17 protein-coding genes are annotated in these 25,569 nt (G+C 64.8%); 5 read left to right on the top strand and 12 right to left on the bottom strand.

Features of this window, described 5'->3' with window-relative positions; translation table 11 throughout:
- Positions 1-223: 223 nt before the first annotated feature.
- From LQ953_RS10560 to LQ953_RS10550, 3 genes are read right to left on the bottom strand one after another with little or no spacing between them, the layout of a single operon-like run.
- Positions 224-1,702 carry an amidohydrolase gene (locus LQ953_RS10560; RefSeq protein ID WP_269141433.1) on the bottom strand — a complete coding sequence of 493 codons (1,479 nt, stop codon included), beginning with the start codon at positions 1,700-1,702 and terminating at the stop codon, positions 224-226.
- A gap of 13 nt (positions 1,703-1,715) precedes the next feature.
- On the bottom strand, positions 1,716-3,452 hold the full coding sequence (gene ggt, locus LQ953_RS10555) for a gamma-glutamyltransferase (protein ID WP_231030810.1): 1,737 nt from the start codon (positions 3,450-3,452) through the stop codon (positions 1,716-1,718).
- A complete protein-coding gene (locus tag LQ953_RS10550) occupies positions 3,452-6,829 on the bottom strand; it encodes a TonB-dependent receptor (RefSeq protein ID WP_231030808.1) in 3,378 nt (1,125 codons plus the stop codon). The genes ggt and LQ953_RS10550 overlap by 1 nt, the downstream gene beginning before the upstream one ends.
- 16 nt (positions 6,830-6,845) lie before the next feature.
- Between LQ953_RS10550 and LQ953_RS10545 the strand changes: the two genes are divergently transcribed.
- Entirely contained in the window at positions 6,846-7,547 is a 702-nt protein-coding gene (locus LQ953_RS10545) for an RNA polymerase sigma factor (RefSeq protein ID WP_231030806.1), read from the top strand.
- Positions 7,544-8,458, top strand: a complete 915-nt coding sequence (locus LQ953_RS10540) for a FecR family protein (RefSeq protein WP_231030804.1) — start codon at positions 7,544-7,546, stop codon at positions 8,456-8,458. The genes LQ953_RS10545 and LQ953_RS10540 overlap by 4 nt, the downstream gene beginning before the upstream one ends.
- Before the next feature lie 179 nt (positions 8,459-8,637).
- On the opposite strand, the gene LQ953_RS10535 is transcribed toward LQ953_RS10540, so the two are convergent.
- The 3 genes from LQ953_RS10535 to LQ953_RS10525 form a co-directional block, all read right to left on the bottom strand.
- Positions 8,638-9,357: a helix-turn-helix transcriptional regulator gene (locus tag LQ953_RS10535; protein ID WP_231030802.1), complete on the bottom strand. Its 720-nt coding sequence runs from the start codon at positions 9,355-9,357 to the stop codon at positions 8,638-8,640.
- A gap of 113 nt (positions 9,358-9,470) precedes the next feature.
- Entirely contained in the window at positions 9,471-10,073 is a 603-nt protein-coding gene (locus tag LQ953_RS10530) for a glutathione S-transferase family protein (protein WP_231030800.1), read from the bottom strand.
- 238 nt (positions 10,074-10,311) lie between these two features.
- Positions 10,312-11,580 (bottom strand): multidrug effflux MFS transporter, encoded by a 1,269-nt coding sequence (locus tag LQ953_RS10525; protein WP_443026571.1) that lies wholly within the window; start codon positions 11,578-11,580, stop codon positions 10,312-10,314.
- A gap of 436 nt (positions 11,581-12,016) precedes the next feature.
- On the opposite strand from LQ953_RS10525, the gene LQ953_RS10520 reads away from it, so the two are divergent.
- Entirely contained in the window at positions 12,017-14,638 is a 2,622-nt protein-coding gene (locus tag LQ953_RS10520; RefSeq protein WP_231030796.1) for a glycoside hydrolase family 3 protein, read from the top strand.
- A gap of 246 nt (positions 14,639-14,884) precedes the next feature.
- Here LQ953_RS10520 and LQ953_RS10515 read toward each other — a convergent pair whose 3' ends face one another.
- The 6 genes from LQ953_RS10515 to LQ953_RS10490 all read right to left on the bottom strand — a co-directional run bounded on the left by LQ953_RS10515 (position 14,885) and on the right by LQ953_RS10490 (position 23,436).
- Positions 14,885-15,781, bottom strand: a complete 897-nt coding sequence (locus LQ953_RS10515) for an SDR family NAD(P)-dependent oxidoreductase (protein WP_231030795.1) — start codon at positions 15,779-15,781, stop codon at positions 14,885-14,887.
- 67 nt (positions 15,782-15,848) lie between these two features.
- Complete coding sequence (locus tag LQ953_RS10510) at positions 15,849-16,553, bottom strand: TetR/AcrR family transcriptional regulator (protein ID WP_231030793.1); 705 nt, start codon at positions 16,551-16,553, stop codon at positions 15,849-15,851.
- Between the two features lie 25 nt (positions 16,554-16,578).
- Positions 16,579-18,171 (bottom strand): AMP-binding protein, encoded by a 1,593-nt coding sequence (locus LQ953_RS10505; protein WP_330999409.1) that lies wholly within the window; start codon positions 18,169-18,171, stop codon positions 16,579-16,581.
- The gene (locus LQ953_RS10500; RefSeq protein WP_231030791.1) at positions 18,162-19,790 is read right to left on the bottom strand and encodes a carboxylesterase/lipase family protein; all 1,629 of its coding nucleotides are present in this window, start codon (positions 19,788-19,790) and stop codon (positions 18,162-18,164) included. Before LQ953_RS10500 ends, LQ953_RS10505 begins: the two co-directional genes overlap by 10 nt.
- Complete coding sequence (locus LQ953_RS10495) at positions 19,787-21,106, bottom strand: spinster family MFS transporter (RefSeq protein WP_231030789.1); 1,320 nt, start codon at positions 21,104-21,106, stop codon at positions 19,787-19,789. Before LQ953_RS10495 ends, LQ953_RS10500 begins: the two co-directional genes overlap by 4 nt.
- Before the next feature lie 2 nt (positions 21,107-21,108).
- On the bottom strand, positions 21,109-23,436 hold the full coding sequence (locus tag LQ953_RS10490) for a TonB-dependent receptor (RefSeq protein ID WP_231030787.1): 2,328 nt from the start codon (positions 23,434-23,436) through the stop codon (positions 21,109-21,111).
- A gap of 262 nt (positions 23,437-23,698) precedes the next feature.
- On the opposite strand from LQ953_RS10490, the gene trhO reads away from it, so the two are divergent.
- Positions 23,699-24,670, top strand: coding sequence for an oxygen-dependent tRNA uridine(34) hydroxylase TrhO (gene trhO, locus LQ953_RS10485; RefSeq protein WP_231030860.1), 972 nt, complete (start codon positions 23,699-23,701; stop codon positions 24,668-24,670).
- Positions 24,654-25,310 carry a glutathione S-transferase gene (locus LQ953_RS10480; RefSeq protein WP_231030785.1) on the top strand — a complete coding sequence of 219 codons (657 nt, stop codon included), beginning with the start codon at positions 24,654-24,656 and terminating at the stop codon, positions 25,308-25,310. Before trhO ends, LQ953_RS10480 begins: the two co-directional genes overlap by 17 nt.
- Positions 25,311-25,569: the final 259 nt, after the last annotated feature.

Below are 25,569 nucleotides of genomic sequence, written 5' to 3'. Positions count from 1 at the left end.
GAGACCCTGTTCAACCACTCGCATCGGTCCCAAGCGGTCGCCCATGCGTGAACATGTAGCGGCGGTCATCGGGAGAACCATTATCCTCGCTCCCGACGCGTTCCATGGGCACCCAATCGTCCATTATCGTGTGAACAGTCAGCGTGAGTGTCGGTGCGACGCTCACGCTAACCATGCGTCAGTGCCTCCTCATCCGGTGAAGACCAATTCGCTGGGCGGAGCCCTACTTGGCTTTGCTCGGGCCTTCCCAGGCTGGCGTAGGCTTGCGATAGGTCAGCGCTGGCGAGCGGTTGCCGAGCATTGCGTCATACTTGAAGTCGGGGCCGCGTGCCTTGCCGAGTTCGTCCTTTGCTGCCGCGAGCACATCGGGGCTCATGAAGAGATCCGCGGCGGTCAGCGCGATGGTCTTGGCAGCAACGGCCGCTCCCTTCGTTCCGATGGAAGTGCCTGAGGCGGCAACGGCCTGCCAGCTGTGCGCAGGCGTACCCGGTACCCAGGTCGCTGTGTTGAGACCGATGGTCGGGACGGCCCAACTGATGTCTGCGACGTCCGTCGAGCCGCCTCCCTCCGGTCCCCTGTCGCGCACGCCGACCTGACGCACGCTGTCGAGCGGCCTTTGGGTAGGGAGTGCCTTCTGAAGTTCGGTGGCCCACGCGATTTCCTCAGGCGTCCAGTGCTCGCCGCCTACAACCTCCAGGTTGCGGGACATCACATCGGCGAGGGTTTGGCTGGCCAGCATCGAATAGACGCCGCCGGTCACCTCATGGTCGACCGTGGTGCCAGTGGCTATTGCGGATCCCTTCGACGCTTCGACTACGCGCGCCCAAACGTCCCGCACGATCCGCGGGTCGACGTTACGGACGTAGTAGTAGCTCTCCGCGAAGTCCGGCACGACATTGGGTGCTTCGCCGCCGCTCGTGATAATGTTGTGGATGCGCGTCGAGGACGGGATATGCTCCCGCATGAAATTAACGGCGACGTCCATCACCTGGAGCCCGTCGAGCGCGGAGCGGCCCTTTTCAGGCGAGGCGGCGGCATGGGCACTCACGCCGTGGAAGCGGAACTTGCCGGAGATGTTGGCCATGCTCTTGCCGACGGAGACGCCGTTCGCATCGGCGGGATGCCAGTGCAGCATCGCCGACACGTCGTCGAACAGTCCGGCGCGGACCATATAGACCTTACCCGAACCGCCCTCCTCGGCAGGGGAGCCATAGACGCGAAGTTCCCCCGGCACCTTGTTGGCGATCATCCATTCGCGGATCGCAATCGCCGCCTCGATGCTGGCAGCACCGAAGAGATTGTGACCGCAGCCGTGGCCCGCCGCCTTGCCCTGCACCGGCGTCTTGGTGGGGGCGCTTGTCTGGGCGAGGCCGGGCAGCGCGTCATACTCGGCCAGGATGCCGATGACCGCGCCGTTGCCCTGCTTGAAGCTGGCGACGAAGGCCGTGGGCATGCCCGCGACGCCGGGAGTCACAGTAAAGCCGGCCTTTTTGAGCCTGGCCTGGAGCAGAGCGGAGGACTTGGTCTCCTGATACCCGACCTCGGACCAGCCCCAGAGCGCCTGGGCGGTGGCCGCCAGATCCGGCGTATGCTTGTCGATGCTGGTCAGGATCGCGCTGCGCTGGGCGTCGGGGATGGCTTGTGCCTGGGCAGCCAGCGGAGCGAGGGCTGCTGCCAATAGCAGCGCGGTCTTGGTGATCATCTGGATATATCTCCTACTTGGCGCCAATGGCTGCGGCATCCGGCCGGCGCGTGTCGGCCGCGCCGAGGAACTTGTCCCCCTCAACCATGACCGACTGGACGGAACCCATGGTGTTGGAGGGGCGAACCTTGTGCCCCTTGCGCTCCAGCAGGGGGATGATGTCGGGCGAGAAGCCTTCTTCGAGCTCGATCGGACCATCGCCGCCCGCCTGGTTCATCCGTGGGCGTTCGGCGGCTTCCGCCACGTTCAACCGGTGATCAATCACGTTAGACAGCATCTGTACCATCGTCGCGATGATATAGCCGCCACCCGGGGTGCCGGTGACCAGCCAGGGCTTCTGATCCTTGAACACGATCATCGGGGTGATGGTCGATCCCACCCGCTTGCCCGGTACCGGCCGGGTCGCCTTGCCTTCTTCGCCGCTGCGGCCCCAGGCGAGATTGCCAAGCGAGTTGTTGAGCAGAATCCCCGTGCCCGGCGCCACCACATGGGCGCCATAGGATGCCGACAGCGTGTAGGTGTTGGAAACGGCATTGCCCGCAGCATCGACGACAGAAAAATGCGTCGTGTCCTTGCTCTCATAGGGGTAGGGATTGCCGTCGGGGAGCGTCTTTGCGTCCAGCGAGGCGTCGAGACGGATCAGCTTGGCGCGGGAGGCCGCATATTCCTTGCTGGCCAGAGCCTTGGCCGGGGTGCGCCAGTCCGGCCCGCCGCCCACCAGGCTGCGGTCCGACCAGACGATCTTGAGCGTTTCCGACAGAAGATGGAGATTGGCGACGCTGCCCCAGCGCTGCTCGCGCACCGGGAAGCCCTCAAGAATGTTCATGGCCTCGGCGACACTCACGCCCGAGGCGGTAGGCGGCATATAGGCGATCGGCATCCCGCGGTAACTGGACCAGATCGGCTCCGAGATTATGGGCTGGTAGCCGGCAAGATCGGCTTCGTCGATCACGCCGCCGCCCGCCTTCATTCCTGCGGCGATCTTCTTGGCGATCGAGCCGGTGTAGAAGCCATCGCGCCCCTTCGCCGCGATCATCCGCAGCGTTGCGGCGAGGTCGGGCTGCTTCCAGCGCTCGCCGGCCTTGTAGGCGCTACCGTCGGGCTTGAAGAAGACCGCCAGGGCGGCGGGATCGTCGCTCATGGCCTTCTTCTGGTCGGCATTTGCCTGCGCCTCGTCGTCGGAAAGGATGACGCCCTCGCGCGCCATCGCGATGGCGGGCGCGATCAGCGTGCCCCAGGGGAGCGAGCCGAAGCGCTTATGCGCCTCCCACAAGCCGGCGACGGTGCCGGGGATCGCCACTCCCTTCATCGAATAGCCTTTGGCCGGATCGAACTTGCCGTTCGTACCCAGCAACAGGTCGGGCGTCGTGTTGCGCGAAGCCTGCCCATAATAGTCGATGGCCAGGTCCTGCGCCGGCTTGCCGTCCTTTGCGCCCATGTGGATCAGCATATAGCCGCCGCCGCCGACATTGCCGGCGCGTGGCAGCGTGACGGCAAGGGCGAAGGCAGTGGCGACCGCGGCATCGACCGCGTTGCCGCCCTTGCGCAGGATCGCCGCGCCCACTTCCGCGGCGATCCGGTTCTGGCTGACCACCATGCCCCCGCGTCCGATCACGGGCTTATGGATTTGGTCATAGGAGACGATGTCACCGCCCGTGACGCGCTGGGCTGGTGCCTCAGAGGCTTCCTGCGCAGTTGCGGTCGCCGGCGCCACGAGGGACGCGAGCGCTAGCGAGAGGGCGATCCGCATCAGAAGCTCGCCCGCATGTTGGCGTACCAGTAGCGGCCATACGGGTTGTAGAGGGAGCCGAGGAAACCGCTGGAGCTGAGCGGCGGCGCCTCATTGGTAAGGTTGCGGACACCGATGCGCAGGCGATAGCGGTTCACGCTGTCGCGCGGGCCGACGGTGATCTGACCATAAAGGTTGTAGGTCATCTGGTCTTCGATCACCCAGGCGGTGCCGGCGGAATCGAGTAGCCCCGTGTCCTCGACATCCCCCGTATACTGCGTGAAGGCGCCGAGTTGGAACGGCCCCTTCTCCCAGGTGAGTGAGCCGGTCACCTTCCACCGGGACTTTCCGTTCCTGCGGACCAGATCGCCGGCTTCGACGATGTTGGTGCCGGCGTTGATCGTGCCCGCAGCGCGCGCGTCGATCAGGGTCTGGACCGGGGGCGAGGGCTCAAGGAAGAATTTGTCCAGATACGCCGCATTGGCGTTCAAGGTGATCCGGCCCGCACCAAAGTCGGGCAAGCGCCAATTGGCACTGAGATCCACGCCTGCCGCTTCCTGTGGCAGCAGATTGACGTACTGGTCGTTGACGTAGAGCACTCGGCCAACCGGCGTCAGGTTCGTGCCGGCGAACAATGCCACGTCTTCCGCCGTGGGTGCAGCGCGGACCACATTGGGGTCGCTGGATCCCTGCACGCGCAGCAGATAGTCGTTAATCAGCGCATTGGCCTCTCCGAACAGGCCGACGATGCCCTTTTGCGCGACATGCCAATAGTCGGCGGTGAAGGTGATCCGGCCGACAGATGAATCGAGGAAGTGCGGTTCGAGCACGATGCCCGCCGTCCAGGTCTTGGACTCCTCCGGCTTCAGGTCGGGATTACCCGATCGCCGCGCGGTGGTGGCGAACCCCTGCGAGCAGTTGGCAAAGTTGGAGATGGCGCGCGTGCGTAGTTCGGCCTCGCAGCGGATATAGTCGGTGCGAGTGTTCGAGCGGGTGACCATCGTGGCATTGATCTGCTCGAGGTTCGGCGCCTTGAAGCCCTCGGCATAAGAGCCGCGCAGGCGGATGCCCCGCACCACGTCCCAGGCGCCCGCGATCTTTGGCTTCGCGACGGAGCCAACGTCCGAATAATGCTCGAAGCGTCCGGCAAGCTGGAGCTCGATATTGCGGACCAGCGGAATGTTCATCTCAGGCGAGATTACCGGCACCGCGAGCTCGACATAGGCTGCGGCCACCGTGCGCCGGCCGCTGGTGTCCGGCGACGGGCTGGTTCCGACCAGGTCAGACCCGTTGATTGCCCCCGTGATCGAATCCGTGAACTGGATCGTGCCATCCAGACGGGGATCGCGATCGTCGAGCTGCGTCTCACGACGTAGCTCACCTCCGATGGCCATGCCTACATTGCCGCCGGGCAGGCTGATCAGGTTGGTCGTCGATCCCTTGAAGTCCCACATAGCCAACGTGGACTCGCTGACGCGGGTCGTCTTGATCCGGATCGCCGCGATCGCCGCAGCGCTGTTCGGCGTGCTGTCACGCCCGCTCAAAGGAGTGAGGCCGCTACCGTTGAAGGGGTTGTAGGCGTCAGGGGTCGTCAGGTTGATCTGACGCTGGAGCAGCGTCTGGCTGATGCCGTCGGACGTGTCGCGCACCCTTGCTTCCGAATAGAGGCCGGCGCTTTCCCAATCAAAGCCCAGGGCGCTGAAGCGGACGCCGCCGAGCAGGCGATACTGGGTGTTCAGCACATCGACATGGTTGGGGCCGGCATCGGCGAAATTGTAGCTCGAAAGCACGAGCGCCTGTCCAGCCGCCGGCGCATTGATGTTGGCGAGCCGGTTCGGGCTGCCCACTGGGCCGAATGGATTGTAATAGGCGTTGGCGGCAATCGTCAGCGGCCCGGAGGTCAGGGTGCCGGTCGAACTCTGCCAGCTGTCGCTCTGGCCATTATAATAGCCCGCCTCGCCGAACAGCTCGATCCCGTCGGCGATCTCGTAGTTGCCGTTCATGAACAGATTGATGCGACGGATGTTCGGCGTCACGTTGGTGTTGAACGCGAGCGGCGCGTCGAAGCGCAGCTCCCGGACGCCCGCTGCCGAGCTGGTGCCCGTGGCGATGCAGTTGGTGCCCCCGATGATCCCGGCGCGTCCCGCAGGGCACCCCGCGAGGCTGGTGGGCTGGATGTGGAACTGGCCTGACGCATTGGTGAGACCCGTAGTTCCCTGGCGCACGACGACGTTGTTCAGGGTCTGGAAGGATCCCCAGGGCGTCGCCGTCGATCGTCCGTCAAGCGAGGTCGAGCCTGCAAAGCGCGTGTCGGCAAACAGCGACCTCAGGTCGTTGGTGCGGGTATAATCGAAGTCGCTGGCGAGCACGCCCTCGCGCTTGTCGTAGCTTGCGAAGAGCGTGACGTTGCCGCGGCTCCCCAGGTTGTGGCCGACGAGCAGGTGGGTGTTGGTCTCGAACAAGTGCGAGCCGTCCGCCCAGCCGACCTGGCCTTCCACTTCGACGCCGCTGTAATCCGTCTTGAGGACGGTGTTCACCACGCCTGCGACCGCGTCGGAGCCGTAGATCGCCGCAGCACCGTCACGCAGCACTTCCAGCCGCTCGAGGCCGAAAACGGGAATGGCGTTGGTGTTGACCGTCAGCACCGGCACGAGATTGTCATCGGCGCGGCTGGTCGGGTGATTGACGACCCGCCGGCCGTTCAGGAGCACCAGCGTGTTGCCGACGCCCAGGTTGCGCAGGTTGATCGAACCGACATCGCCGCGCGCCGAATTGGAGCTGTTGGGTAGGTAGGAGCTGTTGAAGCTCACGTCGCCGATCTGCGGGATCGAGCGGAACAGCTCGTCACCCGAAGTCGCGCCGGTCGCGCCGATCTGCGCTTCGTCGATCACAGTCACCGGCAGTGCGGCAGTCGCCTTGCTGCCGCGGATCTGCGAGCCGACGACGACGATCTCGGCGGGGGCGCCCTCATCGCCATTCACAGCCTGTTCGACCTGGGCAGTCTCTGCCGCCTGCTCGCTCGCGGGCGCCGGCGCCGGCGCCGGTACCACCTGGTAGAGGGAGGTCCGCCGAGCCACTGGCGGTGCGTCTCGGCGCGGCACCACGCGAACGCTGTTCGGGCCAGTGAAACGATAGGTGTAACGGCTGTTGACGAGGAGCAGGTCGAGCGCGTCGGCGATGCTGTACCGTCCCTCAAGCCGGGGAGCCGACACGCGAGCGATCGCGGGATCGGTGAAAACCAGCTGGACTCCCGTCTGCTGTGCAACCTGCATCAGCGCGGCATCAAGGCGGCTGCTCGACAGATGGATCTCGTGGCGTACCGTCTCGTTGGCCTCTGCACTGGCGGGAACTGCGGCAAACGCGGCAACGGTTGCCAGAAGAATGTGGCGTGTTCTCATTTTTGGTCGACCCCCCATGATCGATGCCTGTGGCGGCATTCACAGGTATGACGCGCCGCAGCGCGCCACGCGAACCAACAGGAGTGAAATTTTTTTGTCACATGAAGCGGCGGCAAGGGTTCGCTTTTGCCGTCGCCTCGCGTCATGGGAAGGAAAGGCGCGCAAGTGCAACCATAGCGGAGAAGCGGGCTTGGCCGCCGGCCTACCAGAATTGCAGCCCACCTGGGGGGGCGATGAGGGCGCGTTCGACGCCTATCGCGCGGCGCTGCGCGCGTTCGTCGCACGCAGGGTCAGCGATCCTTGCGAGGTCGACGACCTGATCCAGGAGGCTTGTGCGCGGCTGCTCGCCAGCGCGCGGGAGCGTACGGTTGACGAGCCTCAGGCCTATCTCTTCCGTATAGCGTCCAACCTTATTGCAGACCGGCATCGCCGAATGCTGCCGGTGGTGCCGCTCGAGGCCGAAGTCCAGCCACAGGTGCGTGCGGTCCAGGAAGATCAGCGGCGAGTGGCCGACGTTCAGGCTGCATTGCAGGCAGCGCTCGATGAACTGTCGCCCCGCTGTCGCGAAGTTTTCATCATGCGTCGCTTCGACGAGCGGGGCACCGGCGAGATCGCGCGCGAACTCGGCATTTCGGCGCGAATGGTACAGAAGCATCTAAACCATGCTGTGGCGCATCTCTACGAACGGCTCGCGCACCTGATGGAGCGCGGAGCATGAACGAGCCGCATCTGGGCAAGCGCGCACCCGCCGTGTTCGAGGCGTTTCTGGAGGGGCGCGACGCCAGTCTCCATCCGGCCGACAGAGAGGAAGCCGCTGCCTTTTGGAATTGGCTCGGTGAACTGGAGAGACCTGGCTCGGCGCCGGTTCGCCAGCGTCCGGCATGGCACGCACGTGCCGCCGCGGCGGCCGCTGCGGCACTGCTGGTGTTCGGCGGCGGCCTGTGGCTGATTCACCCACAGCCTGTTCGTGAGACGGTGCAGAGCGTCTCGACCGGCCATGCTGAGCGCCGCCGCATCGCCTTCAACGACGGCTCTGTCGTAACACTCGCTGCCGACAGCCGCGTCGAAGTCGCCTATGCGGCCAAGGAGCGTCGGCTCCGGCTGGTCTCTGGCGAGGCGCTGTTCAAGGTAGCGCATGACAAGAACCGGCCCTTCATAGTCGAGACGCGGCACGGCGAAGTGGCAGCGATCGGCACCATGTTCGATGTGAGTGTCGGCAGGCACGAAGCTGAAGTGAGTGTCGTGGATGGCGTCATCCGGGTTGCTCTTTCAGAGCCGGGACGCCGCGGCGCCGGGGAGCCCATTGAGAAGCTGGCACGCAAGGGAGAACGGCTTTCCTTTGGCACCATGAAGGGCGCGGGTGGAGAAACCGGCTTCATCCGGCAGGCCGCCGATGTCGATCCCGACAGCGCGACGGCCTGGACCCAGGGAAGGCTGGTCTTCCGGGGCGAGCCGTTGAGCGAGGTCATCGCGGAGGTAAACCGCTATGCCAGAGATCGGATCATCCTGACCGACCCGCGCGTCGCATCGGTCCCCATCTACGGAGTCGTGAACCAGGGCGACACCGCCACAATCCGCGACCTCATCGCTAACCCAAACGCGGTCGAAATCACACCGCGCCAGCCTTGATAATCGCTCGATTTGCTTCGGCTTTCCTTACCCGCTTGTATTTTCCCACCGGTCAACGCTCAATGACGCGGAGTTCGCAGCGACAGCTATCGCTGTCAGGCAGCTCGGAAGCGGTAAGTCTGCTATCGTCCCATCTCCTGCCGCAGGCGACCAGCTGAAACGCTAGACAGAGGGGTTGCTCAGTCTCGGCGGTTTTGAGTTGCTTCCGCATCGCGCCGCTCCTGCATCATTGCCAGCCAGCGCCGCCTGAGCGTGGCGCGGTGTTCCGGATAGCGTTCGTCCCGAAACTCGATCGTCGAAAGCCTGTCCGTCCGAAACATCCTGAAGTCGCCGCGCAACTCGCACCAGGCGATGAGCATTCGAACCCGATCCATATAGCCGACCAGAAATGGCCACACGGTACGCTCCGTTTCGCGTCCGCTCTCGTCGACGTATCCGATGTGCAACTTACGCCCCTGCAAGCACCAGGCGCGCAGGCGTGCGACGTCCACTCCGGCGTCGAGCCGCTCGCTCCACCTGGGCGGCGTGATCACCGCCGGGTCTTCGATGGCGGCGCGCAACCGTTCCGGAACGATCGCGGCGACTTTGGCGAGCACGTCGGCGGCGGCGCGGGCAAGCCCTTGGTCGGCGTGGGCTAGCACCCATTGCGCGCCGAGCACGACCGCCTCGACCTCGTCGGAGGTCAGCATCAGCGGCGGCATGTCGAAGCCCCGCTCGAGAATGTAGCCGATCCCGGCCTCGCCCCGGATCGGCACGCGCTGGGCGATCAGGGCCGCGATGTCGCGGTATACCGAACGCCGGCTCGTCTCCAGCTCCGCCGCGATTTCGTCTGCGGTGAGCGGCCCGGAGGCGCGGCGGAGGAACTGGACGATCTCGAACAGGCGGTCGGCGCGGCGCATCAAGGAAGCCTACAGGGTGACGACCAGCGGCGCGAGTGCCGCCGATTGACCAATCGCCAGCAACGCGCTGGCTGCGACGGGGCCTCTTGCAGCTAGCCAGTGGTCGCGCCGGGTCATGCGTCCGGCTTCACCGTTGCCGCATCGCGCTTCATGGCGCGGCCGAATGTCGGCCTTGCGGCGAGGCCCGTGAGGTAGGCGGGGAGTGGCCCATCGGTTGGAAGAACGTCGCGCGCCCAGCCCAGCGTACCGCCCAGCATTACGTCCGCGGCACTGAAGCGGTCGCCGAGCAGGTAAGGACCTTTCTCCGAGGCGTGATTGAGGCGCTGCAGTGCAGACCCAAGCGCGGCCGGCGTGGGCGCATCAGCGCCGGCGGCCAGACGCTGGAAGATCGCGGGCCCGAACTCGCCCTCGATCCAGCTGATCCAGGTGAGATACGCGCCACGATCGCGATCGCCGATGCGCGGCGCCAGTCCAGCGTCAGGCAGGAGATCAGCGAGATAGATCGCCACCGCCGCGCTCTCCGTTACGAGCGCGCCGTCGTGTAGCAGCGCCGGCACCTTCTTGTCGGGGTGTGGGTTGATCGGATCGGGTCCGTCGCCGCTGCCGTCCATGTAGCGGATGCTGACGTAGCGCAGGTCGAAAGTCGCGCCCAGCTCCTCGAGCAGCCAGAGGATGCGGGTAGAGCGGGAGCGGGGCGCGTGGAACAAGGTCAGCATGATGTGGTCTCCGAGGCCCGAGTGGCCGCTTAGGCCCGCGTAGACAGGGGCTGTTGCCAGCGTGGTGGCAGTAGCGAACCATCGGTGATGAAAACCAAAAAGCAGCCTGTGCGTGATCGGCCTGCTTTCGGCGGCAAGCCACAGCTGAACTAACGGCGGCGATTGGAAGCGCTTAGCCCGCCAAGCGTGTCAGCATTTGGGCCTTTGGAGTTCCACAGGCTGGCTGAACAAACCGCGGCTATGCCCCCGAAGAACCTGCTCCGGCTTCAACGCCATTCCTAAGCTTCAGCCTACAAGGTTCGGCAGAATCAACCTGGTTCATCCGCGCCTGGAACAGCTTGCCCCCTTCTATGATGAAGATGAGCAGCAGAACGGCCAGACCTATCGATAGATAGCCGATAGCGAGCGGAAGCGTGGTGCCAGAGTAAGATTGACCGATTACGGAGGCGACGGCCACTGCGCCTATGCTGGTGATGAAACCCTGCACGGAAGATGCGGTGCCTGCGATATGACCTACCGGTTCCATTGCCATGGCTCCGAAATTAGCACCACACAGGCCAATACAAGTCATGCTGAGCGCCTGGAATATTAGGTAGCTCGTCAGCGTTTCGGTACTCGTCAGCACGACAACCAAGTGCGCCATCGATAATGCGATGAGAGCCAGGACGGCAGACTGCGAGATCAGCCTGGTCCCGAGCCGTTCAACCAGCCTGCTGTTGGCGAAGGAGGCGACGCCCATCGCGCCCGCGCACGCTGCGAAAAGCAAGGTGAAACGATCACCGGCACCGAACTCATCGACGAAAATTTGCTGAGACGAGGACACGAAGGCGATGATGCCGCCGAACGTGAGCGACGCCGCCACCGAGTAGCCGATCGAGAAGCGGTTAGTGAGCGTCAGGCGATAGCTCTGCTTCAGCGTCGAAACGGAAATCGCGACGCGCCGGGCCGAGGGCAGGGTCTCAGGCAAGCGCACCAGGGTCCAGGCCAGTACAAAAGCTGCGAACATGCCTAGGGCATAGAAGATGAAGCGCCATGGCCCGACCTCGAGCAAGCCCTGTCCGAGCGTGGGGGCGAGGATGGGCACGATGAAGAAGATCATCTGGGCGACGGACATGGTGCGCGCCATCGCCCGGCCTGACGCGCCATCGCGCACAATTGCGACCGCCAGGACGCGCGTGGAAGCCGACATCAGCCCTTGTAGCAAGCGAGCACCAAGGAGCGCAGCAAAGGTAGCAGAACTCGCAGCGAAGATGCTGGCCGCAACGAAGCCGACTAGCGTGGTGATAAGTATCGGCTTCCGGCCGAAGCGGTCTGCCAGCGGGCCGTATACCAGCTGCCCGGCACCGAATCCCAGCATGTAGACGGTCACTACCCACTGCCGATGGTTGGCTTCGCTGACGAGGAGGTCTCGGCCGATATCCGCCAGTGCCGGGAGCATCAGGTCAACACCCAGGGCGTTGACGCCCATCAGCGCCGCAATGAAGGCAACGAACTCACGCGGATGCATGCCGGCAGGTGCAGGATTGGACTTCATCAGCTGGCTATTGGGGCTAGGGACGATCAGCGCAAGGTGAAGGATTCTAACCCGCTGTTTTCCCGAACGCATTTCTGCGGATCGCAGCCAGCCTCCTCGTGGCTCTCCAATGGGCAAGTACCGGGTATAGAGATGAGAACCCGCCACCTCCCGTGATCTCACATCGGGCGCGCCCAGTTTCATTCTGAACCTGAGGGCTCCTCTAGTGCTAGGCTGCAGTCGGGGTCCAGGGGACGGGGCAGAGTCCCTCCGTGCAGAGAATTGCGCTGCGCCGTGCACCGCCAGGGCGGGCGCCTCGACGAAGCCCCGACTTAGTAAGAGTGGTCAGGTCTGGCGGCGTAATCAGATGTTCGCTACGCCTTGTGAAAACGTCCGGGTGAGGGTGAGAAAGATGAGCAACGGATTAAAGATGGCGTTGGCTCTGCTGGCGTCGAGCGCGCTGGCCCCGCTGGCGACCGCCCAAACCAACCGGGGGAGGCTCGGCGATCCCGCCGTCGCACCGCAGGAGCGTGCGCGCGATATCGTGTCGCGCATGACGTTGGAGGAAAAGGCGGCCCAACTCGGCCACACCGCGCCGGCCATTCCGCGTCTTGGTATTCCAGAGTATAATTGGTGGAACGAGGGGCTGCACGGTGTTGCCCGTGCCGGCATCGCTACTGTCTTTCCGCAGGCGATCGGCATGGCTGCGGCGTGGGACACCGCGCTGCTCCAGAAGGTCGGTGACACGGTGGCGACCGAGTTCCGCGCCAAATTCCTGGAACGCCGGCTGCCCAACGGTGGCAGCGATTTCTACCGCGGGCTCACGGTCTGGTCTCCTAACATCAACATTTTTCGCGATCCCCGTTGGGGCCGTGGCCAGGAAACTTATGGCGAGGATCCGTATCTCAGCGGGCAACTTGGCGTCGCCTATATCACAGGCCTGCAGGGCACCGACCCTCGTTTTCCGAAGGTCATAGCGACGTCGAAGCACTTTGCCGTGCATAGTGGTCCGGAGAGCAACCGCCATCGCGAAGACGTTTATCCCAGCGCCTATGACCTGGAGGACACCTACCTCCCTGCCTTCCGCGCGACGGTGACTGAAGGCAAGGTGAAGTCGGTGATGTGCGTATACAACGCCGTCTATGGCGTGCCGGGCTGTGCGAGCACGATGCTGATGGAGGATATCCTCCGGAAAAGTTGGGGCTTTGCTGGCTATGTCGTGTCCGATTGCGGCGCGGCCGCCAACATCTACCGCGCCGACGCCCTGCACTATACCAAGAAGGCGCCCGAAGGCGTTGCAGTCGGCATCAAGGCCGGGATGGACCTGATCTGCGGCGATTATCGAAACAACATGACGACCGATGCCGACAGCATCGTCACGGCGGTCAAGACCGGGCTGCTGCCGCAAGCGGTGGTAGACCGCGCCGCCGAGCGTTTGTTCACCGCGCGTGTTCAACTCGGGCTGTTCGATCCGAAACTACCGTTCGCGGAGATCAAGGCCAAGGATTACGATACGCCCGAACATCACGCCTTGTCGCGAAAGATGGCCGAGGCTTCGATGGTGCTGCTCAAGAACGAGGGCGGGTTGCTACCGATCAAGGGCAACCCCCGGACGATCGCGGTCATCGGCCCGAATGCCGATAGCGTCGATGCACTCGTCGGCAATTACTATGGGACGCCATCCAAGCCCGTGACTGTGCTCGACGGCCTTCGCGCGCGCTACCCCCAGGCAAAGATCGTCTATGCGCAAGGCACCGGCCTTATCGGCCCGGCCGAGGTTCCCGTGCCGGACGATGTGTTGTGCGTCGATGCGGCGTGCGCGACCAAGGGGCTGAAGGTTGAATATTTCAACGGGACCAATCTCGAAGGGCCGCCGACCAAAACTGAGGTCTCTGCGAATGCGCGGCTCGAATGGCGCGGCGACCGCGAGACATCGGCGCGCTGGACCGGCACGCTGGTCGCGCCGCAGAGCGGCGAGTACAATTTTCGCTTTGCAAGCGAGAATGGCTACCGTGTGTTTATCGGCGACACGCTGGTGGTCGATGAATGGGGCGTCGGCGACGCGCCTTCGATCCTGTCGGGCAAGATCGTGCTCGAACAGGGGCGCCGCTATCCGATCCGCGTAGAGGGCTTCCAGCGTGGCGCACGCAGCAGCCAGCAGCTGATCTGGAGTTTGCCGACTCCGGCCGGCGATCAGGCGGTCGAGGCCGCGCAGGCGGCAGACCTGGTGGTGTTCGTCGGCGGGCTCTCGGCGCGGATCGAGGGCGAAGAGATGAAAGTTCAGGCCCCGGGCTTCGCCGGTGGCGACCGCACCAGCCTGGACCTGCCGGCGCCGCAGCAAACGCTGCTTGAACGGCTTCGCGCGACGGGCAAGCCCATGGTGCTGGTCCTGATGAACGGCAGTGCGCTTGCCGTGAATTGGGCCGACAAGAACGTTCCGGCGATCGTGGAGGCCTGGTATCCGGGCGGCGAGGGCGGGCACGCCGTGGCAGGCTTGCTTGCCGGCGATTTCAGTCCGGCGGGGCGTTTGCCGGTGACCTTCTACAAGTCCGCCGAGCAACTGCCTGCGTTCAGCGATTACAGCATGAAAGGACGGACCTATCGCTATTTCACGGGCGAGGCGCTGTACCCGTTCGGCCATGGCCTGAGCTATACACGCTTTCGCTATGATATGCCGAAACTGTCGACGACGCGGGTGGGGGCTGACGGCAAGGTCCAGGTGTCAGTCACGGTAAGCAATGTCGGCGACAGGGATGGCGACGAAGTCGTGCAGCTCTACGTCGCGCACCCGGGAGTGGGTGCCGCGCCGGTCCGTACACTGGCCCGTTTCCAGCGTGTGCACCTGAAGAAGGGGCAAAAGCAGCAGGTGAGCTTCGCTCTTGATGCGCGGTCACTCAGCCTAGTGGATGCTCAAGGCGTGCGACGGCTGATGCCAGGAACGGTGAAGTTGTGGATCGGCGGCGGCCAGCCGATCACTCGGCTCGGTCTCTCTGCTCCGTCCGGCGTCGAGACGGGTCTCACCGTGGTGGGGAGGGCGGTACTCCCGCGGTGATGGCTCCAGGCCGATCTGCCGTAACGCCGTCAAGGACGTCCGGAGCCAATATTTGCGCAGGGCAACCGTTATTCAGCAGATGCCGCTTGCTCGGACGAAGATGTAGAACACCCTTAGCAACCTAGGCGCCATCGACGCTCGGCAATACGCCGGCTTGAGTGCCGCTGACGCCTCAAGCATGTTACTTATCTGCTCGCCATTCTACTTCGCTATGTTCCCGCTCGTGAACGGAGCGCTGCTGGTGACCTAGGAGGTGACCGGAAAGCCTTGCGCCGCGATCGCCGCTGCGCTGGCCAACTCTCTATCCGCTTGGAAGAAGCCATAAGCAGGCACCATTTCGTTGGCTCGGTCGCTGACTTGCGGCCATTGTTCCACCAACTGGTCGCCAGCATCAGGGCCGGCGCCGACATATAGGCCCTCCGTCAAAGTCACATTCGCGCGCGCGAAGTGACCGGCGCCGGCGCAGAGGATGGCGCGAGTGGGGGCTTGCTTGCCGACAAGGGCGAGCAAGGCGGGGCTAACCAGCGCCGGGTCGAGCAGCTTCAGGCTATCGTCGGACAGGACGCCGTGGGTCATCTGAGTCGCGGCAGTGGGGGCGAGGGCGTTGACGCGGATGCCGTATTTCTCGCCTTCGATTGCGAGTGTCTGCATCAGCCCGACCAGCGCCATCTTGGCCGCGCCGTAATTGGCTTGGCCGAAATTGCCGTAGAGCCCCGATGACGAGGTGGTCATGACGATGCGGCCATATTTCTGGGTGCGCATGGTTTCCCACACGGCCTTGGAACAGATCGCTGCGCCCATCAGGTGGACGTCCACGACGAGGCGGAAGTCGTCCATGGTCATCTTGGCGAAGCTCTTGTCACGCAGGATGCCGGCGTTGTTCACGAGGATGTCGATGCTGCCCCACCGCGCGAGAGCGCTGGCCACTATCTTGTCGACGTCGCTTTCGTTGGTTACCGAGGCGGCCGCGGGCATTGCTTGCCCGCCTGCCGCCTCGATCTCGGTTGCGACCCGAGCGGAACTCTCTTCGGATACATCGTTGACGACCAGCTTCGCGCCCTTGCTGGCGAGGTAAAGCGCGTGGGCGCGGCCCAGACCTCCGCCTGCGCCTGTCACGATGGCGACTCGACCTGCCAGTTCCATCAACGGTTCCTCTCCTGCTTTTCAGAAAGCTTATCGGAACATCAGTTCACTAACAAGAGAGTGAATGTTATGTGGCAGGCTTACAGATGTTGAGGAAACCGGCGGCCATGAACGAGGCCATCCGCTCCTTGACCGCCACGAAATCGTCGGATCTGCAGAGCCCGTGCGATAGCTGGTCGATGCGCCCGGTACGCGCGAGCGTGAGCATCAGCGCGCCGGTCACGAAGTGATAGCCCCAGAAGATGTCCTCTTCCGCGCAGTCGGGCAGCGCCTTTTTGAGCAGCGCGATCAGACGCAGGACGACAGGGTCGAAATGCGCGTCCATCAGCTCGGCGCCCCATTCGGGGGTATTCGCCACTTGGGCGCCGAGCGCGGCGTAATTCTTCCAGGCTTCCCCGCCCTCGATATACAGATCGAGATCGGTATCGAGAAAGGCGCGCAGCGCGCCCTCCACGGTGGGCGTGTCGCCGCAGATCGCCTCATAGTCGTCGAGCGCCTGCATCCGCCGTTCGCTGGTGACCACTGCGCGGCGGGCGAACACCGCCTGGAACAGCTTGTTCTTGTCCTCGAAATAATAGTTCAGCAGCGTGTGGTGGACGCCGACGCGCTTGGCGACGTCCTTCAGCGTGACGCCGTAGAGCCCGTGCTTGGAGAAGAGATACTCGGCGGAGTCGAGGATCAGCTCCATGGTTTCGGCGCGCTGTTCGGCCTTTTTCGACCGCCGCGCTGGTTTGACATTCTCTTGCACGCGAATGTCTTCGGTCTTCGCCATGCAGGCGTCAAGCAGGGCGGCGGGCTCAGGCGTGCGCGTATTCGGAGCGCAGGCGCACCTTGTCGATCTTGCCGGTGGGCGCGAGCGGCATGCTGGGCAGGCGGACCACTGCATCGGGGATCCACCACGGCGCCACGCGACCGCGCAGGGAGGCGAGCAGCGTCTCGTCGCTGACGTCCTGCTCGGCACGTACCTCGACCAGCAGGAGCGGGCGTTCTCCCCATTTGGGATCGGGCCGTCCGATCACGGCGGCGAGCGACACCTGGGGAAGGGCGCCGACCACCGCCTCGATCTCCGCCGGATTGATCCACTCGCCGCCCGACTTGATCAGGTCCTTGGCTCGCCCGGTGATGACCAGATTGCCGTCCGGTTCGATGCGGGCAAGGTCGCCAGTGGCGAACCAGCCTTCCGCGTCCGTCGCATTCTCAGCGTGTCCGAAATAGCGTTCGACCACTGCGGCGCCGCGTACGTGCAGATGCCCCTCGGCGCCTCGCTGATCGGCGAGAGTGCGGCCATCGGCATCAGTGAGGCGCAGGTCGACGCCGATGGCGGGCTTGCCCGAGAACGCGGCCGACCGATCCGGATCGCCTGGTATCGCGACGGTGCCGGAGGGCGAGAGCTCGGTCATGCCCCAACTCGTCTGCACGGTAACACCCAGGCGCTGCTCGATACGGTCCATCAGCGCAGGCGGCAGAGGGGCCCCTCCGACGATGATCCGCTGCAGCGACGGGAGCGAGCCCCCTGTCGCCTCGAGATGTTCGACGACGCCGAGCCACACCGTGGGTACGCCGATGCCGACGGTGACCCGCTCGGACGCGATGAGGCGTGCCAGGCTCGCCCCGTCATTGTTCCGTCCGGGCAGCACCAGCTTGCCGCCCGCGGCGGGGACGGCGAAGGGCAGGCCCCAGGCGTTGGCGTGGAACATCGGGACGACGGCGAGCACGTTGTCGCTGCCCGAAATCGCCATCACGTCGACCTGCAGCAGGCGCAGCGTGTGGAGGAAGCTGGACCGGTGCGTGTAGGTCACGCCCTTGGGCGCGCCGGTGGTGCCTGAGGTGAAGCACAGTCCCGACGCCGCGGTTTCGGGGAACCCTCCCCATGCGACGCCGCCCGAAGCGCCGCCGATCAGCGGCTCCAGCGCAGTCACCACCGGCGCGTTCTCACCAGGCGACATACCGTCGCCGTCGATCACCAGGATGCGCTCGATGGGTGTGCCTTCGTCCGCGATGCGCAACGCCAGCGGCAACAGGTCTGCGCTGACGACCAGTAGCTTCGCCTCCGACTGCCGCAGCATCGCGGCAAGCTGGGGAGCAGTCAGGCGTGGATTGAGCGTGTGGCAGACCGCGCCCATGCCCATGACGCCGTACCAGGCCTCGACATGCGCCTGGCTGTTCCAGGCCAGCGTGGCGACGCGGTCGGCCAGTCGCGTGCCAAAGCCCGCGAGCAATGACGACACCGCCAGCGCGCGGGACCGCAACTCGGCATAGCCGATGCGGTCGACTCCACCGCCGTCGCGGGCAGTCACCACCTGGGCATGCGGGTGCCATTTGGCGGCGTGGTCGAGGAACTTGTCGAGCGTGAGCGGATAGTCCTGCATGCTCCCGTCGATCATCGGCATCCGTCCGCCTTCTTCAGCACGGGCGAAAGGACGCCGGTGTTCCAGTTCCAGGGCTGATCACCGGCGGCGCCGCGGCGGCAGACCGCCGCCTCGTGCAGCGCGAACATGCCGGGGAAGAGCCCGGTGGCGGGCCGTGGCGCCTGGGCGAAAGCCATGTAGTGCCCCTGCTTGCCATAAGGCTGCCATGTGGGCTGCCCGCTCGCCACGGGCGCGCCGGTCTTCGCGAACGAGGACCAGTACGCCATCATCGCGTCGGACATCCGCCGCTCGGCGGGGGTGTCCGGAACCTTGGGCCATAGTGCGGGGGTGCCGCCGGCTGTGCCGAACACATAGGGAATTTCGGACGCGTGGAAGGCGTGCAGCCCGTTGTCGTCGGCGGCGGGATAGCCATGGTCGAACAAATAGAGATAGCCGCGCTGGCCGATCGCGGTCTGGCCGATGGCGAGCCGGGTGGAGGTCCAGCCGTACAGCGCGTCGCGAGTCGCGGCGAGCATGCTCTCACCGACTGCGTTCGCCGGGTAGAGGCGCAGGAAGGCATCTGCCAGATCGCCATAGCGGGCGCGGATGGCCGCTTCATAGGCGGTGGCGTCCGCAGGCGCAGGGGGCAGGAGGATGCGCAGCGAGCGGATCTCGCCGCTGTTGAAGCCGGCAAGCACCGGCACCGGCGCCTGTTCGCCGCGATCCCAGGTGTCGGCCAGTTGCCGCGTCAGGATCTTGCCGTCGACCGTGCCCCAGGGGCCGTAGCCCTTTGCCGCGGCATCGGTGGTGAGCTTTTCCGCGTCCATTGCGCGCAGGGTGGACAGATCGGCCGCGCCGAGTGCGGTCATGATCTGGCTTCCCGCCGCTTCGGCGGAGGGCGTGCCGTGGCGGGCCTGCTTCAGTTCGGGCGCGGAGATCATGTAGGCGCTCTGGGCGATTGCCCGCTGGAACAGGCCGCGCGCCTGCGGGCTGGCCATCAGGTACAGGGTGCTCAGGCCGCCGGCGGACTCGCCTGCGACCGTGACGTTGGCCGCGTCGCCTCCGAACGCGGCGATGTTGTCCTTGACCCAGCGCAGCGCCGCGATCTGGTCGAGCAGGCCGTAATTGCCCGAGATGTTGTCCGTAGACTCCGCGCTGAGTTCGGGGTGGGCAAGGTAGCCGAGGATACCGAGGCGGTAGTTGATCGACACGACGATCATGCCACGCGCAGCCATGCGTGCGCCGTCGTACATGCCCTCATGGCTGTAGCCGGAGGCAAGCGCGCCGCCGTGGATCCACACGAACACCGGTAGGTTGCGGGCGTTCTTGGGTGCCCAGACGTTGAGCGTCAGGCAGTCCTCGCTCATCTGTTCGGGCGGGTTGGTGTAGATGCCTGAACTGCGCGGGCGCGGCTGCACGCAGGCGGGACCAAACGCGGTTGCCTTGCGCGTGCCGGTCCAAGCCGGAAGCGCCGCCGGCGCCTTCCAGCGCATCGTACCGATGGGTGCCTGGGCGTAGGGAATGCCCTTGAACACGTGCAGGTCGCCTTGGGCATTGCCCTGCACGGCTCCCGCGGGCGTGGACACGGTGGGCGACTGCGCCAGTGCGGGCGCGGCCGCGAAGAGCGCTGCAGCGAAGGCCGCGTGGTGAAGCTGTTTCATGCTAGAACCTGGACGGGATTGGGCGTGTCACGGCGAAGCAGCCGGGCGAGCCAGAGAAAAAGCGCAATGGCGATGAGGTAGAAGGGGGTAAGCGTGTAGAGCGCCGATTGCAGGCCATGGGCATCGCCATGCGCCTTGAACCAATCGCTCGCCTGACCGACCCAGGTCGGGCCGAGGCCCAGGCCGATGAAGTTCATGACGAGCAGCAGCAGCGCGCCCGAGAGCACGCGCTGATTGGGCTTCACTTCCTCCTGCACCAGCGCCACCGACGCGGAGAGGTAGAAATAGTTGAAGGTCATCACGACCGCGAGCAGCACCAGCGCGAGCGGCCAGCTGGGCGCCCATACGAAGGCGATGTAGAAGGGCATGGCGATGGCGAGCGACACCGCAGGAGCGATCGCGTAGCCGGCGCGCGATCGCCTGGTCATGCGGTCGATCACCCGGCCCGAGATCACCATGCCGCCGCCCATGCCGAGCACGAGCACCAGCGCGTACCAGATCGCGACTTGGCCCAGCACCATGCCTTTTTCGCGCATCAGGAACAGCACGGCGAAATTGCCCAGGCCATAGGTCACGAACTGCGTCGCGCCGCTGCCCAGCGCCGCGAGCATCAGGATCGGGTGCGAGAAGAACATGCGCAGCGTCGGCCAGAAAGGCGCCTTTTCCGATGCCTGGCGCGAGCGGACGGCATCGGTGGCGCCGCGTTCGGGTTCGCGGATGAACAGCCAGACGAACAGCGCCGTGACGATACCGATCAGGCCGACGACGATGAACGGCATGCGCCAGCCGAAGCGCTCGGCGACCGAGGCGCCGAACGCCACGCCGGCGGCGGCGCCGATCGCGGGGCCCAGATTGAAGATGCCGATCGCCGCCCCGCGCTTGCCCGGCGGATAGGTGTCGGTGATGAGCGCATAGGAAGGGGGCACGCCCCCGGCCTCACCGAAGCCGACGACCATCCGCGCGACGACCAGCTGGGTGTAGTTCCCCGCGAGGCCACAGGCCGTGGTCGCGCCGCTCCAGATCGCGCAGGCGAGCGAGACCACGTTCACTCGATTGGTCCGGTCCGCCAGCCAGCCGACGGGGATGGCGATGAAGCAATAGAACATCGCGAAATAGAGTCCGCCGATCAGCCCCAACTGCCCGTCGGTGACCTGCAGCGAATCCTGGATCGGCTTGGCAAGGATGCCGATCAACTGCCGATCCAGGAAGTTGAGGATGTAGACGAAGGTCAGCGCCGCCAGCACGAACCAGGGTCGCCGCCCGCCTGTGGTGCCGGGTTCGGGCGCGGACGTCGTGGAGGGGGAGGCGGCGCGCATCGTCAGAGCCCGTAGCCGAGGCGGATGCCGATCGTGCGCGGGCGCAGCGTGCCGAAGCGGCTGACCAGGAACGCTTCGGGGTGGATGTAGATCACCGAATGATCGTCGAAAACGTTCTCGACGTAAAGCTGCGCCGAAACTGGGCCGCGCTTCAGGCCGAAGCTGACGTTGGTGTTCACATATTCGTCCGTCTCGCCAAAGGTCGACAGCGGCACGTTCGGCAGGCCCGGCGTGTTCGGGAACGAGCTGTTGTACGAGCCGACATATTGCGCGTTCACCGCCAGGGTGCCCTTGGTGTCCTTGCCCAGGTCGAAGCCGTAGGACAGGAACATCGAGCCCTGAAGCCGCGGCGCGGAGAGGCGGTGGCCGAGCACCGCGCCCGAGATCGCCGCTTCCTCAGCGCTCAGCTTGGTGATCTTGGCGTCGTTATAGGCGGCGTTGAAGCCGATGAACACGTCCTTGGCCGGGATGATGCCCATCTCGACTTCGAAGCCCTTGCTCTGCGCGGCGCCAATGTTGGTTGCGAACTGGACCGAGTCCGAGACGCGATTGGCCTGCGCCTGGATGTTGCTCCAGTCGATGAGGTACGCCGCGGCGTTGATCGTCACCAGGCCGTCGAGGAAGCGCCCCTTGGCACCGACTTCATAGCTTTTCAGGTCGTCGGACGAGGCGCCGCTCGGGATGATGATGTCGTTGGGATTGGTCAGGCTCGGGCGCCCGGCAAAGGCGTTTACGATGGGCGCGCGGAATCCGGTGGAGAAGGTCGCGTAGGTGGTCAGCGACTGGCTGGGCTTGTAGCTGACGCTGGCCTTCCACGAAGGCTTCTTTCCCGACGCCTTGATCCCCTCGGCCGCCTCATAGGGCGTGAAGGTGTTGAAGTTCACCGGGATGCCGAGCAGCGCATAGGTGAAGTAGTTCTGGCCGAAGGCGCTGGCGAGATAGCCGCCCTCCTCGGTGAAGCCTTGGGCCGAGGTGCGGCCGTAGCGCATGCCCCCAGTGACCCAGAACTTGTCGGAGAAGCGGTAGGTCAGCTCGCCGAAGCCGGCGAGTTCCTCGCTGATCTGATGGGTGTATTGCTTCTGATAATATTGGTCCGGCAGGCCGGTGAGGCCGCGCGCCGCGAGGAAGGCAAGGGACGAGCGGTAGAAATAGTCCACGTCGCGGCGGCGGTGCAGGTAGAAGCCGCCGACGACGAACTGGAGCGGGCCCTCGAGCGTGGAGGCGAGGCGGGTCTCCTGGACGAACACCTTGTCATAGGCGTTGGCGTCCAGGCCGAAGGCGATCGGCGCGCCGGGATAGGCGCCGGCAGGGAAGGTGCCGGCCAGGTCGAGCCAGAAGCGCTGGTCGAAGTCCGAATAAGTCGACGAGCTGGTCAGCGTCGCGAAGTCCGCCTGATATTCCAGCGTGGCGTTGAGGATCGTCTGCTTGCCCGTGAAGCGGTCCGGCTGGTCCGACACGCGCTTCTCGCGGCCGAGCGAAGGGCTGGTGAGCGAGGAATCGGCGGGGTCGCTGTTCTCGTACGAGCCGAGCAGGCGGATCGACAGCCGGTCGGTCGGCTTCCACAGGGCAAGGGCGCGGCCGCCATAATCCTTCAGCGTATTCGAGTTGTGGACGCCGGTTCCGACATTGTCGAGATAGCCTTCCTCGTTGCGGTAGAAGCCGACGGCGCGGATCGCGAGCTTGTCGGTGACCACGGGCACGTTGAGCATGGCGTTGTAGCGCTGGCGGAAGCTGTCCGAGCCCGTCAGGGCGAGATCGACTAGCACCGAGGTGTCGAAGTTGTTGAGGTCCGGGCTCTTGGTCAGGATGCGCATCGCGCCCGACAGTGAGCCCGAGCCGAACAGCGTGCCCTGCGGCCCGCGCAGGAACTCGACCCGCTCCACGTCGAACAGGTTCGGGTCGACCACGGTGGTGTTGCCGATCGTCGAGATCGGCAGCTCGTCCATATACACCGCGACCGAGCTTTGCAGGTTGGCGTTGTAGCCGTTGGTGGCGATGCCGCGCGCGGTGAAGTTGTTGAAGTTCTGGGTGGGCCGGTTGAGGATAACGCCGGGCGTTTCGCGGGCGATCCCTTCAAAGCCGACGATGCCCTTTTGCGTCAGTTCCTGCTGCTGAAAGGCCGTGACGCTTACCGGCACATCCTGGATGCGCTCCGCGCGCCGAGTGGCGGTAACGACCACTTCGTTCTGACCAGGCTCCGCGTCGGCATCCTGATCCCCTGAAGGGCTGATTTGCTCGACAGTGTTGCCCGGTTCGCTCTGCGCTACCGCTGGTGAAGCGCTCGCTGCCACGGCGACGGCACACGCCGACGCGAGAAGATATGCCCGCATGCTCTCTCTCCATCCCTGCCGATCATCTCGTGCCGGCTTACGTGCAAGGTGCCGCGGCTCAACATGCCTGTCAACATTCACTAACGCGCGTGTGAATAAACACTAATGTAGATTTTAGCTTCACGAGCCTATGCAGTGTCGAGCACGAGCACGAGCCTGGCGCTATCCACCAAAGCAATTCGTAAAATCCCCCATGCAGCGAGTGCGGTTGCGGAGCATCAGATCTGCTGACCTATCCGCGCGCTGGCGCTATCGCGTCGCCATGGACGATCCTCAATCGCATTCGCCTGTGAGCGTGGCAGCCCTGTATCGCTTCACGCGGTTCGCGGACTGCGGCGCGATGCGCGGGCCAATCGAGCAGGTGTGCCGGGAGCAGGGGATCCGAGGAATCCTGTTGCTCGCTTCCGAAGGCATCAACGGGACCATCGCCGGCCCGCCGGATGCCGTTGCCGCGGTCGTGGCATATATTAGGGCGCTCCCCGATTGCGCGGATCTTGAGGTGAAGCTCTCGAACGCGGCTACGATGCCATTCCACCGGATGAAGGTGCGTTTGAAAGACGAAATCGTTACCATGGGCGAGCCGGGTATCGATCCCCGCGCAAGTGCCGGTACCTATGTCGCACCGAACGATTGGAACGCGTTGATCTCCGATCCCGACACCATCCTGATCGACACGCGCAACGCCTATGAAGTGGCGCTGGGCACCTTCGAAGGGGCCATCGATCCCAATATCACCAGCTTCCGGGCCTTCCCGGCATGGTTCCGCGCTGAACGGGAGCGATTGTTAGGCACCGGCAAGCAGCCGAGGGTGGCGATGTTCTGCACCGGCGGCATCCGCTGCGAGAAGTCGACCGCGTTGCTGAAACAGGAAGGCGTGGCGGAAGTATTCCACCTGCAAGGCGGCATATTGAAGTATCTGGAGACCATGGCTGAAGACGCAAGCCTGTGGCGCGGCGAATGCTTCGTGTTCGATCAGCGCGTCGCGGTCGGGCAGGGGCTTGTCCAAGGCAGCTACGCGCTTTGCCATGCCTGCCGGAGGCCGGTGGGTCAGCAGGACCGCGCCTCGGCGCTGTACGAAGAAGGTGTGAGTTGTGCTGCGTGTCACGGCGAGCGCACGCGGGAACAACGCGCGTCCGCGCGAGAGCGCCACCGCCAAGAACTTCTGGCGGCTGCACGAGGCCGCGCACATATCGGCGCGGTTCAGACGGGCGAGGCCGATGGCCCCGCACGCTGATCCAGTCCTCTACAGCTTTCGCCGCTGTCCTTACGCCATGCGCGCTCGGCTGGCGCTGACGGTCAGCGGCACACGCTGCGAACTGCGCGAGGTGACGCTTCGCGCAAAGCCTGCCGCGATGCTCGCGGCGTCGCCCAAGGGGACGGTGCCGGTGCTTGTCCTGCCGGGTGACGTCGTGATCGACGAGAGCCTGGACATCATGCGCTGGGCGCTGGCGGCCTGCGACCCCGAAGAGTGGCTCAAACGCGACGATCCGGCGCTGATCGCAGAGAATGACGGCGCGTTTAAGTACGCGTTGGACCGGTACAAGTATCCGGAGCGGTACGCCGTTGATCCCCGTGAATACCGCCAACAGGGATTGGCATTCCTGCGACACATCGATCTACGGCTGGCAAAGGGCGGGCAGCTTTGCGGGCCCGTTGGAGGGCTGCCCGATGCGGCGATCGTGCCGTTCGTGCGCCAATTCGCCGCAGTGGATCGGCTATGGTTCGACCTGCAGCCTCTACCCCACCTTCGAGCCTGGCTCAGCGGCTATCTGGCATCCGACCTGTTCGAGACGATCATGATCCGGACCTCAGCCTGGACGCCCGGCGATCTTCCGGTCTTGCTGCCGAACCTGCGGGAACGCAGCCGGTCATGAGATGAATAAGGGGCGGGCTGGGTGATCAGGTCAGATAGACGGCCGAATTAGCCCAACGCTCTTTGGGGCATGCCGTCCATCCGGCGAGAGGCCACATGAGCTCTTTTTGGGCGGAAGGAAAGCGGGAACAGCCACTGGGAAGAGGTCTCCGTGAACGGCCGTTCGTTCCAGAAGCAGGGCCGGGGGGGCGGGGGCTCGTTGATCCATTCGTGCGGATAGCGCCCGCCCGCTTTCGAACGCGATCCGCGACAGCACTCCT

It is taken from the genome of Sphingomonas sp. IC-56 (assembly GCF_021043375.1).
Taxonomy (GTDB): domain Bacteria; phylum Pseudomonadota; class Alphaproteobacteria; order Sphingomonadales; family Sphingomonadaceae; genus Sphingomonas.
The sequence above is the reverse complement of the archived record's forward strand: the minus strand, read 5'-3'. Positions and strand labels throughout refer to the sequence as shown.